Raw genomic sequence first — 15653 nt, forward strand, 5'->3', positions numbered from 1 at the left:
CTTATTTCCAATTAAAGCCTTTGGAAGCCAGGAATTCTTTGATATGCGGTCTTCTTTGTTCAACTAGGAAGTCGGCCATTTGTTTTGTCCAGTTGGCCATTTTTTGGTTTGAGCTACGGCTTACATAGTATTCTTCCATCGTTGCATCGTATTCATCAAGCAATGTATCGTATTTTTCCACATCATAATCATTTTCGTGCAGAACAGCATCTACCGGCAGACGCGGTTTTGTTTCATTGCGTTTGGTCGGAGTTCCAATTGTCATCGCAAATAATGGGAAAACATATTCAGGTAAATTGAATAGCTCACTAATTTCTTGTGGATTGTTGCGAGCCCCGCCAATATAGCAAATACCGTATCCAGCATCTTCTGCAGCAATGACAAAGTTTTGAGCAAAGATGCCAACGTCTGCAGTACCAACTAAGACATTTTCTGCACTATCTGCAACAATGTTCACCCCTTGTTTTTGCCCCGCTACTTGGAGACGTTTAAAGTCGACACAGAACAGAAAAGAGGCACCTGCAGTTTTAAATTGGAATTCATTCTTTGAAAGCTCTCCTAATTTTTGCTTTTTCTCTTCATCTGTTACCCAAATTACACTATAGGCTTGTACAAAGTGAGAACTCGCTGCCATTTGAGCCGTTTGGATTAAATCCACAACTGTTTCTTTTGGAATTGCTTCACCTGTATATTTTCTTACAGACGTATGACTGCGTAATAAATCTTTTGCTGACATTTCATTTCCTCCCCTTAAAAAAATGCATAATTAAAGCCTTACAGAGCAAGGTGCTCCATAAGGCTATATTAGTATATTTTGTTATTTTTTCAAAGAAGAAGGGTTTCTAGAAGTTTTCCCCGGTCTAGCTCAGCCCTTCTTCTTAAAAGCCGATGTAACTTTCGGTTCTGTACCTGAACGTATGCGGTTGATATTTTCGAAGTGAAGATAAAGGGCAATTAAAAATAAAGCCAGAGTAATGATAAAGGGCCATATTGTCGGTTCGCCTAGAAGCGCAGTTACTACGAATAAAATGTACAAAAGGAAAACGCCAATCAGCAAATAATTCGTTAAAAGTGATGCAACCACAAAGGCAAGTACAGCAAGTAACCCGAATTTCCAATCAAGTGCAATAAAAATGCCGATTAAGGAAGCAGTCCCTTTTCCACCACGAAATTTCATATGGATCGGGAAGTTATGGCCCAGGATGACAGCTGCCCCAATAAGGTATAGTAAAAGAGATGTTTGTTCATCGGTAAAAGAGCCAGAGTTTACTAAGTATATACGCAGCAAAACAATAGCCACTGCCCCTTTTCCAATGTCAATCAAAGCAACGAGTGCACCATATTTCCAACCTAGGGACAGGGTGGCGTTAGATGCTCCTGCATTGCCATGACCAACTTCCTTTAAGTTAACGCCCGATAATAATCTGGCAATATTAGAGCCGTGAATGCAGCCGATTAGGTAACCTGCTAAAAGTATAATAATAATGGCAGAAAGCAAAGTGAAAACTCCTTTCGAAAAAAGTGCTTTTTACAATATACTCTATGATTATATAAGATGTTTCAGATATTATCGAAATATTTTAAAAATGTAGTTGACACAGTTGATTACTATGAATTATAGTAAGTTCTAACGATGGAACATGAATCAAATACCTTTATCCAGAGAGGCGGAGGGACTAGGCCCTACGATGCCCAGCAACCGGCGTATTTACGCAAAGGTGCTAATTCCTACAGATTTTGATTAGATCTGAAAGATAAGGGGAGGAAAAATTGCAACTTTGCAGCCCTCTTCTTAGAAGAGGGCTTTTGTTTTTCCATAAGGTCCTCCTCAAAAAAAGATCTGCCATCGATTCTAATTTAGGAGGAAGAAACATGTCACAACAACGACCGGAAACACAATTGCTTCATGGTGGGCAAACACCTGATCCAGTGACAGGAGCAATCGCAGTACCCATTTACAGAACAACGGCGTATGCTTTTGAAAGTACGGAGCACGCGCGGAAATTGTTCGCCCTGGAACAACCCGGAAATATCTACTCGCGTATTATGAACCCGACTGTTGATGTCTTTGAAAAACGTGTTGCATTGCTTGAAGGAGGGGCAGCTGCAGTTGCCTTGTCGTCAGGTGCGGCTGCAATAGCCTTTTCTATTTTGAATGTAGCTGGTACCGGGGATGAAATTGTCTCGGCAGGTTCGTTATATGGGGGTACGTATAACTTACTTGCAAATACTTTACCACGCTACGGCATTACAACTGTATTTGTAGATGAAAGCAATCCAGAGAATTTTGAAGCGGCGATTACGGACAAAACAAAAGCAATCTTTGCAGAAACGGTTGGTAATCCAAGTCTCAACATTTTAGATATTGAACGAGTAGCGGAAATTGCTCATGCGCATGGACTTCCGTTAATCATCGATAATACCTTCCCATCCCCATACGGATCAAACCCGATTGAATTTGGAGCAGATGTTGTTGTACATTCTGCAACAAAATGGATTGGTGGTCATGGTACGACAATTGGAGGTATCGTAGTGGATGCCGGTAAATTTGACTGGACAGGTGGACGCTTCCCAGGCTTCACTGAACCGGATGAGTCATATCATGGCATTCGTTTTGGGATTGATACAGCGGGTGCTGCCTTTGCAACAAAATTGCGTGTTCAATTATTGCGCGACTTCGGTCCAACCCTTAGTGCAGACAGTGCATTTAACTTCCTGCAAGGTCTAGAAACGCTTCATTTGCGTTATACAAAACACGGAGAAAATGCACAGAAGGTTGCACAATACCTTGATAACCACTCATTCGTGGAATATGTCAATTATCCAGGCAAAGAAAACTTCCCATCGCATTCATTAGCGAAAAAATACTTAAAAAATGGTTTCGGCTCCATGCTTACATTTGGCATTAAAGGTGGCCGCGAAGTGGGAAGTAAAGTGATTGATCATGTGCAGCTATTCTCTCATGTAGCCAATGTAGGAGATGCCAGATCTCTAATTATTCATCCAGCTTCAACAACACATCAACAACTATCTCCAGAAGAGTTAAAAGTGGCAGGTGTATCTGAAGAGCTCATTCGCTTATCAGTTGGACTAGAGGCTGTAGAAGATATCATTGCAGATTTAAAACAGGCTTTAACAAAAGCAATTGAATCTGTTTCGCAAGCAAACGTTTAATTAGAATACAAGGATTGGTGAAATAGACTTTTCACTTCATTCGTAAAAGGGATCTTTTCACCAATTCTATCAAGTGCCATTCATTCGGCTATCTAGACTTGAATACCAAGTAAGTCTATTTGTTTTATTGACATAAAGGTGTCTGATTTGTATAATAATTAATATAGAGCAAAATTATCGGAATTAAAATCAGTCACTTACAATCTAATAGTCGGGTTGTTTTAACGGGTGTAAAAGGAGTGTTGTTAAATGGGGAATATTTATAGCGCGCAAAATTTTGCGGCATATTTGATATATGAACTAAATGAAAAAGGTACGTTTATTAATTCGTTCTCACTTCAGCGCCTATTAGCTGTAGTAGATAATCTTTGGTACAAAAACTTTGGACATACAGCCTTTGAAGAAGAAACTACAAATTTTATAGAAAAGAATTATTATGTAAAAGAAGTTTTCGAGGCATATAAAGAGTTTGAAGATCAGCATCTACTAATACCAGCTAAAGAATGGCATTTAGAATATGGTCAATTCCAGCTTGTTCATCGCCCATATGGGGTGCCCAAGTTCACAACAAAAGAATTGCTTGTCATTAACAGAGTAGTTAGTAAAATTCGTAAGTATACTTTATATAAAGCGTCCTGATAATCTCCCATTTAACAACAGCACCATGATTTATTGGAAGTATTTCAAAGCGTAAGAAAATAAATATTATGCTATAATAATCAATTAGGTGTCTCGAGAGCAGAGATGCCTTTTTGATTTTAAATTAAATGAGATGATTAAAGATAAATTATTGGAAAAAAATTTTAGAATATAGTATTTTATAAAATATTTATGAACCTTTTTGACCTTCTTAGAAAAACATTTGTCCACCTTAGGAAGAATGTTCTTGAGTTCCTTCCAAATATAAGATAAAATTTTCTTAAGTGAAATTTTTCGAATTATTTGTTTTTATTCTGATTATGACTTATATCAGGTTGGCGTAAAATAATGTAAGGAATCGTATATCACCTATCCTTATATATTAAGATTCGTAGATGCCTAAATTATGCAGAATGTAGAGTGAAGATGGAGGCGAGTATAGAAATGGCAACAATCAAGGCGGCCATCTTAGGTTTTGGCACGGTAGGTCAGGGAATATATCATATTTTAAATGAAAAACGCGAAGAACTTCGCGATAAATTAGGCCTAGAATTAGAAGTAGCAAAGATTTTAGTACGGGATACAACAAAGGAACGTATACCAGGAACAGCGCATTTATTAACAGACAGCATCGACGATTGCCTTTCAGTGAAAGGAATCCAAGTGGTGTTTGAAGCAATTGTTAATGAAGAGCCGGCATTTGGCTATTTAAAGAAGGCTGTTGAAAATAAGTGCCATGTCATTACCGCCAACAAAGTGATGTTCGCTAAACGAGGGCTGGAATTACAGGAATTAGCAAGACAGAATGGTGTATTCGTCGGATATGAAGCAACTACAGCTGGTGGTGTACCAGTAATTAAAACGATGAAGAATATACTACTAGTAAATAATGTTTCTAGAATTCAAGGTGTTTTAAATGGAACAACAAATTACATCTTAACAAAAATGCGTGCAGAAGGCTGGTCATTTGAAGAAGCCTTAAAAGAAGCGCAAACACTTGGTTACGCAGAGGCAGATCCATACAACGATATTTCAGGTCAAGATGCATTTAAGAAGCTGATGATCCTATCCTCACTTGCATTTGGCAATCAACCAAACTGGGCAGAGGTAGAAGTAGTTGGGATTGATAGTATTTCTGCTGAACAAGTAGCCCAATCCATCAACAATGGACTGCGTTATCGTCATGTGGCTGAGGTAGAAAAGAATCCGGATGGAACGCTTTTCGCAAAAGTCGCTCCAATGCTAGTGGATAAAGAACACCCACTGTATCCAATCGATGATGTATTTAATGCGGTTACTATGGAGACGAATTATATTGGAACACTTACACTAGTCGGACCAGGAGCGGGAATGTACCCAACAGCAAGTGTCATGGTGGAAGACTATGCAGAAATTATCGGCAAACGTGCAGGTTTTGTTGTAACAATTTAAAACATCTTGAGGCGGGAAAAGCCATTTCGCGCTTCAAGATGTTTTTTGTTTTGTTCATAACACCGATTCAATCCTCGTCCTTAATATCTGGATCTTCAGGAATAGGGGTGTTGCGCCAAATTTCAATTTCTTCTTTGATACGTTCCAATTGCTCATGGTACGTATCAAATTGGGCACTGTTTACGAGGTACTGTGCTCCATCATGCACTGCCTTGATTCGGCCAGTATAGATGTAGCGAAGTACTTGTTCCTCTGGCATTGAAATGTCATTAGCAGTTTCCGCAACAGTTTTATACATGTATGGTGACCTCCTTTTTATTTGCAAGTATTTAGTTCTCTCAAATCGATTAAGAGTTACTTATTCTATTTATTATAAGTGATTATCCTAAAAATGCTACGAAACAAAATAAAGCGGCCCAATTGAACTTGCATTCAATGGGACCGCTCCAATTATTATAAAAATAGTTGTTTTACTTCTGTATATTCTTCCTCAGTGAAAACCCGCGAGCGTGTAATGAAGTGTTTCTCTTCTATGCTATCCAATGAGAATTCAGCCCCGCTGCCATCAAGAACATCGATAATCAACTGTGTATGTTTCCAATATTCATATTGGCTTCGGTGCATATAAAAGGGGGCGGCACCGATTGAACCAAGATAGATATCAGAATCAGCTATTCGAAAGTCTCCTTCTCTGTAGCACATGGGAACAGAGCCATCACAGCAGCCCCCAGATTGATAAAACAGAATAGATTCATGTTTTCCTTTGAGCAGCTCTATCAATTGAAGTGCCTCTTCTGTAGCAACAACATGATCTACCAAGTGTTTAATCTCCCTTCGATTTAGAAAAATCCTTGAGGTTTTCGGTCATAGCTTACTAATAAGCATTTTGTTTGTTGGTAGTGATCCAGCATCATAGCGTGATTTTCGCGGCCAATTCCTGACATTTTGTATCCGCCGAATGCAGCACCAGCTGGATATTTGTGATAAGTGTTTGTCCAAACGCGACCTGCCTGGATAGCACGGCCAGCACGGTAAGCGATATCACCACTGCGAGACCAAACACCAGCACCAAGACCATAAAGAGTATCGTTGGCAATTTCAATTGCTTCATCGAAATCTTTGAATGTTGTTACAGCAAGTACTGGACCAAAGATTTCTTCTTGGAAGATACGCATTTTGTTATTGCCTTTGAACACAGTTGGTTTGATGTAGTTGCCATTTTCAAGATCACCGCCTAAGTGGTTTTCCTCACCACCAAGAAGTAATTCTGCACCTTCTTCTTGACCAAGTTGGATATAAGAAAGAATTTTTTCTTTTTGTTGAGTGGAAGCTTGTGCGCCCATCATTACTTCTGTATCCAGCGGGTTACCAACTTTAATGGCTTTTACACGCTCCAGTGCACGTTCCATAAATTTATCATAAATCGATTCTTGAACTAATGCACGGGAAGGGCAAGTACAAACTTCGCCGTTGTTTAATGCGAACATGACTAAACCTTCGATTGCTTTATCTAGGAACTCATCATCTTGGTCCATAATATCTTCAAAGAATACGTTTGGAGATTTACCTCCAAGCTCTAAAGTTACCGGGATGATATTTTCTGTTGCATATTGCATAATCTGACGACCAACCGCAGTTGAGCCAGTGAAAGCAATTTTCGCGATTCTTGGATTTGTAGCTAATGGTTTACCAACTTCAATTCCGAAACCGTTTACAATATTTAATACACCGGCTGGCAATAGGTCTTGTATTAATTCCATTAATACCAGGATAGAAACAGGAGTCTGTTCCGCTGGTTTTAAAACGATACAGTTTCCTGCAGCTAGAGCAGGTGCGATTTTCCATGCAGCCATAAGGATTGGGAAGTTCCAAGGAATAATTTGCCCAACAACACCTAGTGGCTCCTGGAAATGATATGCTACTGTATCATTATCTAATTGAGTAGTGCGACCTTCTTGAGAACGGATTGTACTTGCAAAGTAACGGAAGTGGTCGATTGCTAATGGTATATCGGCATTTAATGTTTCGCGAACAGCTTTACCGTTTTCCCAAGTTTCTGCTACTGCAAGGTATTCTAAATTCTCTTCTAAGCGGTCAGCGATTTTATTTAAAAGAATGGCACGTTCTGTTGTCGATGTTTTTCCCCAAGATTCTTTAGCAGCATGTGCAGCATCTAATGCTAGTTCGATATCTTCTACTGTAGAACGAGCAGCTTTTGTAAAGACTTCACCAGTTACCGGAGTTCTATTTTCAAAGTATTGGCCCTTTACTGGTGCAACCCATTCGCCACCGATAAAGTTATCGTATTTTTCTTTAAAGCTAACAATTGCTTCTGCTGTATTAGGATTTGCATAGATCATTATGAATTCCCCCTTAGGAAGTATATACAGTGAAAACATAGAAAATATCGAAAATACTGTAATGTTTGCGCTTACATTTGTATTTAAAAAAATATGTTAGAAAGAATATTATTACTAGTTTTCTACTGCTATATTCATATAATGAACCTTTGTCTTGAAATTATCAAGCAAAAAATCTGTTTTTTTGTCGAAAAGAAATTCCTTCATATAATACAAAAAATGAATTGTTTCTAAGAGAAAATCGTAAATTATAGATTTGGAGTAATGCGGTTATAACCTCGCATTTAATTTTTATAATTTAGATTTATAGTGTTTTTTTTATAGAAAAGTTGATAGATTCACGTTTTTGTTTGGTATAATTTAACAAGCTGTTATTGAGATATAATGAAAATAAACTTGAAATTCATGAGTCTGTTGAAAATAAGAATCGCAAGAGGATACCTGCAAATTAACAATAAAGGGGTGTAGTGGATGAATTTATACGCATACATATTTGTTTTACTAGCGGCAATGCTCTGGGGAACAGTCGGGACTACCCAAACTTTTTTACAAGCCGATGTTTCTTCAATTGCAGTAGCAGCGGTACGTTCTGCAATTGGGGGAGGGGTGCTACTCGTGGTTGCGCTATTTATGCGAAAGCTTCACTTTAAAACATGGTCGTGGAAATGGACAATACTAGCAGCCTTAACGATTGCTTTATTCCAATCGCTATTTTTTACTTCTGTACGCTTTACAGGTGTCGCTCTAGGGACGGTCATAACAATCGGGAGCTCCCCAGTGTTTTCAGGATTAGTAGAATGGGCGATTTGGAAAAGGAAGCCGAATCGAGTTTGGGCAACAGCAACCGCTTTGGCGATTATTGGTTGTATTTTATTATTTGTAAATAAAGGGGAAGCATCCGTAAATCCAATCGGGATTCTTTTGGCTCTTTGTGCAGGTCTCATGTTTGCGTTATATACAAACTGCAGCAAGCAGTTAACAGAGAATGAAGAAACGCTTCCTGCAGTGGCAATGACATTCACATTATGTGCCTTATTGCTATTGCCGTTTTCGGGGGATGGGGTCATGTGGGCATTTGAAGGCCAAAATGTAATGCCAATGATATTTATGGGTCTAGCCGCGACAAGTATAGCTTATCTTCTATTCTTGGGAGGATTGGAGAAAATTTCTTCATCCTCTGCTGTAACCCTATCTTTGGCTGAGCCGTTAACTGCCGCATTACTCGGTGTTTTTTTAGTAGGTGAATATTTGAGTCCTGCTTCTTGGGTCGGGGTTGTATTGTTATTAGGCGGGATTGTAGTCCTGACATTAGGGAGTAAAAGAGTGGGGACAGAATAGGTTTTATGAGATGACTCTCTTGAACAGGTGAAAATCTTAAAAACTTCATAAGCTTTATATTCGCTAATAATAGCTATATAATGCTTTAAAAGGGGTACAGAATTTGTACCCCAAAAACTACTCATTTTTTGCTTTACTCCACAATCACACTACACATCATAGGAAATTCATCACCATTATTTGTGGTTAATTCCCCTAATACGATTGAACCGTTTAACTCTTCTGTAAAATTTATTGTTTCTGATGGTCTTACCCACGTCTCATCTTGCTCTTCATTTTCTTCTTCATCTATCGTCCATTCCCATATGGGATTTTCTTTTAAGTCCTCTATGGTTAATTCATCAACTAGTTTGCTTTTACCCACAAATAGATTCTCCTTTTCACCCTGATACATTGAGAATTCCGCAAAATCAATCTATTAATTCCTTCTTGAACTAAATGGCCCGATTGTGGAATAAGGAAAAACTGGATTTACATATTTTTGATTATTAATCGGTTCATTCATTACTTAACAGCTTCTTGTTCTTTGGCGCAAGAAGTGGACGCACTTTTAAGCCATTTCTACGAATCTCCGATGAGTTTGCAACGTCAGTACAGGAATACCTTAGTACGGAGCATGCACCCAGAATTTTGCACAAGCTAGACTAGTAGGGGCAGACCTGAAACAAATGAGATTTTTTAGTTTGAATCTGTTGAATCGACAGAGTTAGGAAGCCCCATTTTCCCCAACCAAAATAAATGTTAGTATCATATTTAATATAAAGTAAAATGGAAATGTAAGTAAAAGAAATGTAGTATTTATAAGGACTTGAAAATACTAATTGCATATAAATAAACCAAAATCTTAAGAATTTCTTCAGATTTATACAGACTATATATTAAGATTCAAATTTTATGATAGTACCATAAGAAAAAGTTGAGGTGAGGGCAGTGGAGAAATTAACAGTGCTCGTCACAGATGATGACAAAGACATTCGTGATGGGATAGAGATTTATTTGAAAAATGAAGGCTATAACGTGCTTAAAGCTGCCGACGGATCTGAAGCCTTGAAACTACTGGAAGAAAATGATGTCCATCTAATCATCCTGGATATCATGATGCCTGCAATGGATGGAATTACAGCAACATTTAAAATTCGCACAGAGCGAAATATTCCCATCATCATGTTAAGTGCAAAGGCGGAAGAGGCAGACAAGATCCATGGTTTATCCGTAGGAGCAGACGACTACATTACCAAGCCTTTCCATCCACTTGAGTTGCTCGCTCGTGTAAAGTCACAACTAAGACGTTATGTCCAATTAGGAACTTATAGTGGGAATGCGCAGCAAAACTCGAAAATAGAGGTAAATGGTTTGTCGATTGATTTCGATGCGAAGGAGGTACGTCTAGATGGGGAATTAGTGAAACTGACCCCCATTGAATACAAAATTACCGAGCTTTTATTAAAAAATGCAGGGCGTGTTTTTTCGATTAACGAAATTTATGAGCTTGTGTGGAAGGAAGAGGCTTATAATGCGGAAAACGTGGTGGCTGTTCATATTCGGAAAATCCGGGAAAAGATCGAAACAGACCCTAAAAATCCTAGGTACTTAAAGGTTGTGTGGGGAATTGGATACAAAATTGAAAAGCAAAATTGAGACAAGCCTAACAGCGCTAAGTCTCATTGCAAGTATTGTTGGTATGTTCTTTATTGTTGCGAAAACATGGCAGTTTATAAGTGAACATATTGATGAAACGTTGCAAATACTGGTGAAATTATTTTAGAGGAGGAAAGCAAAATCGTGAATACAAAAGGTAAATTGCTCCTCATACTTTTTCTTATAACTTGGGCGGCTTTTGCTGTCATTACATTTATTAATCATTCACATAATTACTTATTTAAATCCTACTTTGATTCGGATTATTTTCAATCGTCCAGAGATAGCTATGTTGAACAGTTAGGAAAGTACGTACTAGCGCCGTTCGATGCAGAAACAGCAAAAGAGCAAATCAGTGTGACGCAGGATGAGATTGAAAACTATCGCAATTATTATGGAAGCTTATCTGAGCAAGTCGAGAATATCCGAATTCAATACAGCGATCAAATCATGCAAGCTGAAGAGGCTCAAGATACAGCAGTAAAGGAAATGCTTGTTGCAGAGCGTGATACGAAAATTGCGGATATCAAGAAAAACTTTGAAAGTGACGAGTATGTTGAAGAGAAAATTGTAAAACTGAAGGAAATTGTAATTGATGATTATGCATCAGAACAAGCAAGTTTACGTCAAGATTTTCTGAATGAATATACTTACTTTAATTATCGATTTGTCGATGTAGAGACGGGAAGAGTTCTAGATTCGGGTTCACAAGAAAATAATAATCTATATAAAGAGAATTTTGGCGATGAAGTCCCGTCTTTGACTGTTAATAGTACGGTCTACATTGATAGCTACAACAGCGACTATTTGAATGAATCACTTCGAATTGATGGAAAAGTCGAGAAATTTGAAGGCTCAATTACAATTCCAAAATCAATGGTCAAAAATGATTCGAATCTTGCTTTAGAATACCAATCTTTTAAAATGGCACAAATCATATTCTCCATCGTTTGGATTACCGGGATTTTAGCTATTGTTGGATTATTTACTGTAGTAAAGCCTTCAAGGGAGCACTTTGAAGGGCTGGATAAATTACAAAAAGCATTCCTGCGTATGCCGATTGATGTACGAATAGTAATTGTAATCCTTGCTGCACTCGTTTCGCTTGCATTAATAAGTAGCACATCCAATACCATTGCGAATCTATTTTATTACAGACAAAATATATTAATGGCGATTATCGAAGTAATTACGAATATTTTCTTTATGTATATTGCGATATCATCCGTCATACTGGGATTCATATGGACTTGGAATTCCATTAATAGTGAAGAAAAAGTAAAACAGCAAATTAAACAAGCGATGCTTTATCGTTTGTCTGATGGCATGCAGGATTTATTCTTAAATCGATCGATCGGTATGCAGGCAATTGGTGTTTTAGGGATTGCGTTTTTGGCAGGCATTGGTTTTATTGGTGCCGGCTTTGGAGGGGAAGAATTAGTAATCATTTATATTTTGCTATTTTTCTTTATCGCTTTACCGGCTTTCTTTGTATTTCTTCGTCATATGGGCTACCTGAATCGTATTATGAAGCAGACGCAAGAAATGGCAGCGGGGCGTTTAACCTCTGAAATCAAAGTGAAAGGAAAATCAATCTTTTCAAAGCATGCGGCGAATTTAAATGCCTTACGTGAAGGTGTTAGAACTTCGATGTCTGAACAAGCCAAAAGTGAAAGACTGAAAACTGAACTGATTACAAATGTAAGCCATGACTTAAGAACACCTTTAACGTCGATTATTACGTATACGGATTTACTGAAAAATCCTAACCTGTCAGATGAAGAGCGTAAACAATATATTGATGTGCTGGATAAAAAATCAGCGCGCTTAAAAACATTAATCGAAGATTTATTTGAAGTCTCCAAAATGGCAAGTGGCAATATTGAAATAACAAAACAACGTCTTGATTTAACTCAATTGATGAAACAATTAATTGGTGAACATGAAGAGGATTTTGTTAAAGCTAATTTTGAATTACGTGTTTCAATGCCTGAATCACCCCTATTTGCGTATGTAGATGGGCAAAAAATATGGCGTGTGATTGACAACCTCATTGTAAATGCATTGAAATATTCATTAGAGGGTACGAGAATATATATTACATTAAAGCATACTGGTACTGTAGCAGAATTTACAGTAAAAAATGTCTCTAAATATGAGCTTAATGACAATGTTGAGGAACTAACAGAACGCTTTAAACGAGCAGATGCATCTCGCCACACAGATGGCTCGGGATTAGGCCTAGCCATTGCTCAATCCATCGTGGATCTGCACAATGGTCGATTAACAATAGACGTAGATGGTGATTTATTTAAAGTAACAGTTTCAATCCCATCTGAATATTGACTTGCCGATGTAGTAGGGGGAGAAAAACAAAATCCGTTTTTCTCCTTTTTTATTGATATGCGGCTATGTAATTTGTCTGAGGATGGGAGTGGTATGGTACAGGGGAGGGTGATCGACGTGCTTCGAAAGCTCCAGGATAAACTACTTGGTTATCAGCGATATGTATGATTGAAATATTATCGGATAAATGGGAAAGGTTGGTGGGGGTGGTGTATTGGGACAAAACGATTGGCGAATGAGACAGGAGTGTCACAAAAGAGGTTCTAATAAGACAAAAAGAAAGTATAAAGGAATTGGAGTGTCCAATTAAATGGTGTAATGTGACAAATTGATTAGCTATTGATTCAGGAGTGTCACGAAAGAGGTTCTAATGAGACAAAACAATTGTGAAAGGAATGCAAGTGTCACGAAAGATAACTGTTAATTGGAAAAACGAAGGCAAAGAGAATCAATTGGCCCACCGTAAATTTTGTTATATAAGAAACGATACGAACCCTCATTCCCACCCAAGACCGAGCCGGTTCTATGCAACACTCTCCATTCCACAGAAAACAAAAACACCCTTAATTCCGAATTTCACAAGAACTCTAAAAATGAACATCACTACCCAACGTGGTATACTTTCTTATATTGAATATGGGAGGAATATACATATGGGAAGGATTCTGGGCATAACGCTTGCGCTCATTCTATATAGTACAATTACTGCTTATTTAGGGGTAAATTTAAAAAAGTGGCTTGAGGCCGTCCATCTATTTCGCTGGCCAATTGTTTATTGGATCGTTCTCTTTTTAATTTCATTTAGTTTTCTGATTGGAAGAATGCACGATATTCTCGGACCGCTATCTATAGTGGGGAACTATTGGATGTTCTTTTTTGAGTACGGGCTCATATTATGTATCATCGCCAACCTCTTCATCACATTTACTCCTTATAAAAATGTAGCTGTTGTCGGATCTGTTGTGGTGGGACTTTTAGGTCTTTTATTTGCATGGGGTACATATAATGCGTATTCGCCGGTTGTTCGGAATCTAGAGATTAGCATAGATAAGCCTGGAGAACCGATGAGACTGGTTGTTGCTTCAGATTTCCATCTAGGAGTCCTTTCACATAAAGAGCACTTGCAAAAATTTGTTGAGCTTTCAAATGAAGCAAATCCTGATGCGGTATTATTAGTGGGAGATATTGTTGATGATGATCCCGTTTGGTTTGTAGAAGAGGGGATGAATCAAGTGATGAATCAGCTCAAAGCCACATATGGTGTTTATGGAGTCCTTGGAAACCATGAGTACTATGGAGGCAAAATTGAGGAGTTCGTCAAAGAAATGAAAAGTTCCAATGTCCAAATTTTAATGGATGAAACCATTTTGGTTGGGAATCGTTTTTATTTAACAGGTCAAGAAGATGTTACAAATCACAAGCGTAAAGAGATTCAAGCGTTAGAACCAGAAAATGTAGAATTGCCTTGGATTGTTATGAACCATACTCCGTACGATCTACATGAACCGCAGGATGCTGGAGTTGACCTGCACTTATCAGGACATACACATCTGGGACAATTGTGGCCGAATAATTTTATTACAAACCAAATTTTTGAATTAGATTATGGTCATATGCAAAAAGAAGACATGCATGCCCTTGTTTCCTCGGGATTTGGTTTTTGGGGACCGCCTATGCGGATTGGCAGTCGTTCTGAATTATGGGTTGTAGATATAACATTCAACGAGAAATAGTCCTGAATACAGCCCAAGACGTATGGACAACAAAAAGTGCTTCATGTATTGTAAGGTAGGTATTTATGAACAAAAGAAACAGTTGCGCTACTATACGCAACAAATGGAAAAAATGATGAGGAGATAAAATGAACTTATGGAATTATTCGATTTAATGAAAGCCATCATCCTCGGATTTGTTGAGGGGATGACGGAATTCGCGCCAGTTTCATCGACAGGACATATGATTATTGTGGATGATTTGTGGCTAAACACAAAAGAGTTTTTGGGCGATGGATCAGCAAATACTTTTAAGATTGTGATTCAACTAGGCTCTATTCTAGCGGTTGTGTTCGTCATGTGGAAACGGATGCTTAGCTTAGTCGGGTTGTATAAAATTGAAGGACAAACAGCCTCCCGTAAATTTAACTTAGGACATGTAATTGCTGGTATCATCCCAGCTGGAGTTTTAGGTGTACTATTTGAAGATTTTATCGATGAAAATCTTTTCTCTACCAACACTGTAATAGTAGGTTTAATTATAGGTGCCATCTGGATGATTATCGCCGATCGAGTTGGGCAAAGAAAAACAACAATTACGTCATTGGACGACATTTCATATGGTAAAGCGTTCAAAATTGGACTAATTCAATGTTTATCTTTATGGCCGGGCTTCTCTCGTTCTGGTGCGACCATTTCAGGAGGGGTAATGCTTGGGCTTGACCATAAAACGGCTGCTGACTTTACATTCATCATGGCAGTTCCAATTATGGCAGGAGCAAGTGGATTATCATTAGTGAAAAACTGGAGCGACTTGGAACCAAGTCATACAGGATTTTATATCCTAGGCTTTATTAGTGCATTTGTGTTTGCCTTAATTGCCATTAAATTCTTCCTGAGACTTATTTCAAAAGTAAAACTAGTGCCATTTGCAATTTATCGTATTGTACTGGCTGTAGTCTTAATCGTAGTTATATACTTATAGTTAAACATAATTCGTCTCAAAAGATTATTC

Annotated in this window: 14 protein-coding genes, 1 pseudogene and 1 riboswitch; of the genes and pseudogenes, 9 read left to right on the forward strand and 6 right to left on the reverse strand. The window is 38.1% G+C overall.

What is annotated here, in order from left to right:
• Window position 1 precedes the first annotated feature (1 nt).
• Complete coding sequence (gene nfsA / locus ACFQU5_RS09265; protein WP_390287012.1) at window positions 2-736, reverse strand: oxygen-insensitive NADPH nitroreductase; 735 nt, start codon at window positions 734-736, stop codon at window positions 2-4.
• Between the two features lie 129 nt (window positions 737-865).
• Window positions 866-1498, reverse strand: a complete 633-nt coding sequence (locus ACFQU5_RS09270; protein ID WP_390287014.1) for a glycerol-3-phosphate acyltransferase — start codon at window positions 1496-1498, stop codon at window positions 866-868.
• Window positions 1499-1652: 154 nt separating this feature from the next.
• A riboswitch (SAM riboswitch) is annotated at window positions 1653-1761 on the forward strand.
• Between the two features lie 111 nt (window positions 1762-1872).
• On the opposite strand from ACFQU5_RS09270, the gene ACFQU5_RS09275 reads away from it, so the two are divergent.
• The 3 genes from ACFQU5_RS09275 to ACFQU5_RS09285 all read left to right on the forward strand — a co-directional run bounded on the left by ACFQU5_RS09275 (window position 1873) and on the right by ACFQU5_RS09285 (window position 5244).
• Window positions 1873-3174 (forward strand): O-acetylhomoserine aminocarboxypropyltransferase/cysteine synthase family protein, encoded by a 1302-nt coding sequence (locus ACFQU5_RS09275; RefSeq protein WP_390287016.1) that lies wholly within the window; start codon window positions 1873-1875, stop codon window positions 3172-3174.
• A gap of 249 nt (window positions 3175-3423) precedes the next feature.
• Entirely contained in the window at window positions 3424-3813 is a 390-nt protein-coding gene (locus ACFQU5_RS09280) for a hypothetical protein (protein ID WP_390287018.1), read from the forward strand.
• 444 nt (window positions 3814-4257) lie between these two features.
• Window positions 4258-5244, forward strand: coding sequence for a homoserine dehydrogenase (locus tag ACFQU5_RS09285; protein ID WP_390287020.1), 987 nt, complete (start codon window positions 4258-4260; stop codon window positions 5242-5244).
• A gap of 67 nt (window positions 5245-5311) precedes the next feature.
• Here the strand turns inward: ACFQU5_RS09285 and ACFQU5_RS09290 are convergent, their stop codons facing one another.
• The 3 genes from ACFQU5_RS09290 to exaC all read right to left on the reverse strand — a co-directional run bounded on the left by ACFQU5_RS09290 (window position 5312) and on the right by exaC (window position 7604).
• Window positions 5312-5542 carry a DNA-binding protein gene (locus ACFQU5_RS09290; protein ID WP_390287022.1) on the reverse strand — a complete coding sequence of 77 codons (231 nt, stop codon included), beginning with the start codon at window positions 5540-5542 and terminating at the stop codon, window positions 5312-5314.
• A gap of 155 nt (window positions 5543-5697) precedes the next feature.
• Window positions 5698-6063, reverse strand: a complete 366-nt coding sequence (locus ACFQU5_RS09295) for a DUF779 domain-containing protein (protein ID WP_390287024.1) — start codon at window positions 6061-6063, stop codon at window positions 5698-5700.
• A gap of 20 nt (window positions 6064-6083) precedes the next feature.
• Window positions 6084-7604, reverse strand: coding sequence for an acetaldehyde dehydrogenase ExaC (gene exaC / locus ACFQU5_RS09300; RefSeq protein ID WP_390287026.1), 1521 nt, complete (start codon window positions 7602-7604; stop codon window positions 6084-6086).
• A gap of 471 nt (window positions 7605-8075) precedes the next feature.
• Here exaC and ACFQU5_RS09305 point away from each other — a divergent pair, with 471 nt between their 5' ends.
• On the forward strand, window positions 8076-8942 hold the full coding sequence (locus ACFQU5_RS09305) for a DMT family transporter (protein WP_390287028.1): 867 nt from the start codon (window positions 8076-8078) through the stop codon (window positions 8940-8942).
• A 136-nt stretch (window positions 8943-9078) separates the two neighbouring features.
• On the opposite strand, the pseudogene ACFQU5_RS09310 reads toward ACFQU5_RS09305, so the two are convergent.
• Window positions 9079-9306 (reverse strand): annotated as a pseudogene (locus ACFQU5_RS09310) (hypothetical protein); the annotation flags it as partial.
• A 566-nt stretch (window positions 9307-9872) separates the two neighbouring features.
• Between ACFQU5_RS09310 and ACFQU5_RS09315 the strand changes: the two are divergent.
• The 5 genes from ACFQU5_RS09315 to ACFQU5_RS09335 all read left to right on the forward strand — a co-directional run bounded on the left by ACFQU5_RS09315 (window position 9873) and on the right by ACFQU5_RS09335 (window position 15623).
• Window positions 9873-10580 (forward strand): response regulator transcription factor, encoded by a 708-nt coding sequence (locus tag ACFQU5_RS09315; protein WP_390287030.1) that lies wholly within the window; start codon window positions 9873-9875, stop codon window positions 10578-10580.
• Entirely contained in the window at window positions 10564-10707 is a 144-nt protein-coding gene (locus ACFQU5_RS09320) for a hypothetical protein (protein WP_390287032.1), read from the forward strand. The genes ACFQU5_RS09315 and ACFQU5_RS09320 overlap by 17 nt, the downstream gene beginning before the upstream one ends.
• Before the next feature lie 17 nt (window positions 10708-10724).
• Window positions 10725-12926, forward strand: coding sequence for a sensor histidine kinase (locus tag ACFQU5_RS09325; protein WP_390287034.1), 2202 nt, complete (start codon window positions 10725-10727; stop codon window positions 12924-12926).
• A gap of 653 nt (window positions 12927-13579) precedes the next feature.
• Window positions 13580-14659, forward strand: coding sequence for a metallophosphoesterase (locus ACFQU5_RS09330; RefSeq protein WP_390287036.1), 1080 nt, complete (start codon window positions 13580-13582; stop codon window positions 14657-14659).
• A gap of 136 nt (window positions 14660-14795) precedes the next feature.
• Window positions 14796-15623 (forward strand): undecaprenyl-diphosphate phosphatase, encoded by an 828-nt coding sequence (locus tag ACFQU5_RS09335; protein WP_390287038.1) that lies wholly within the window; start codon window positions 14796-14798, stop codon window positions 15621-15623.
• The last annotated feature ends 30 nt before the right edge of the window (window positions 15624-15653 follow it).

Source organism: Ureibacillus sp. GCM10028918, assembly GCF_042666115.1.
Classification (GTDB): Bacteria; Bacillota; Bacilli; order Bacillales_A; family Planococcaceae; genus Ureibacillus.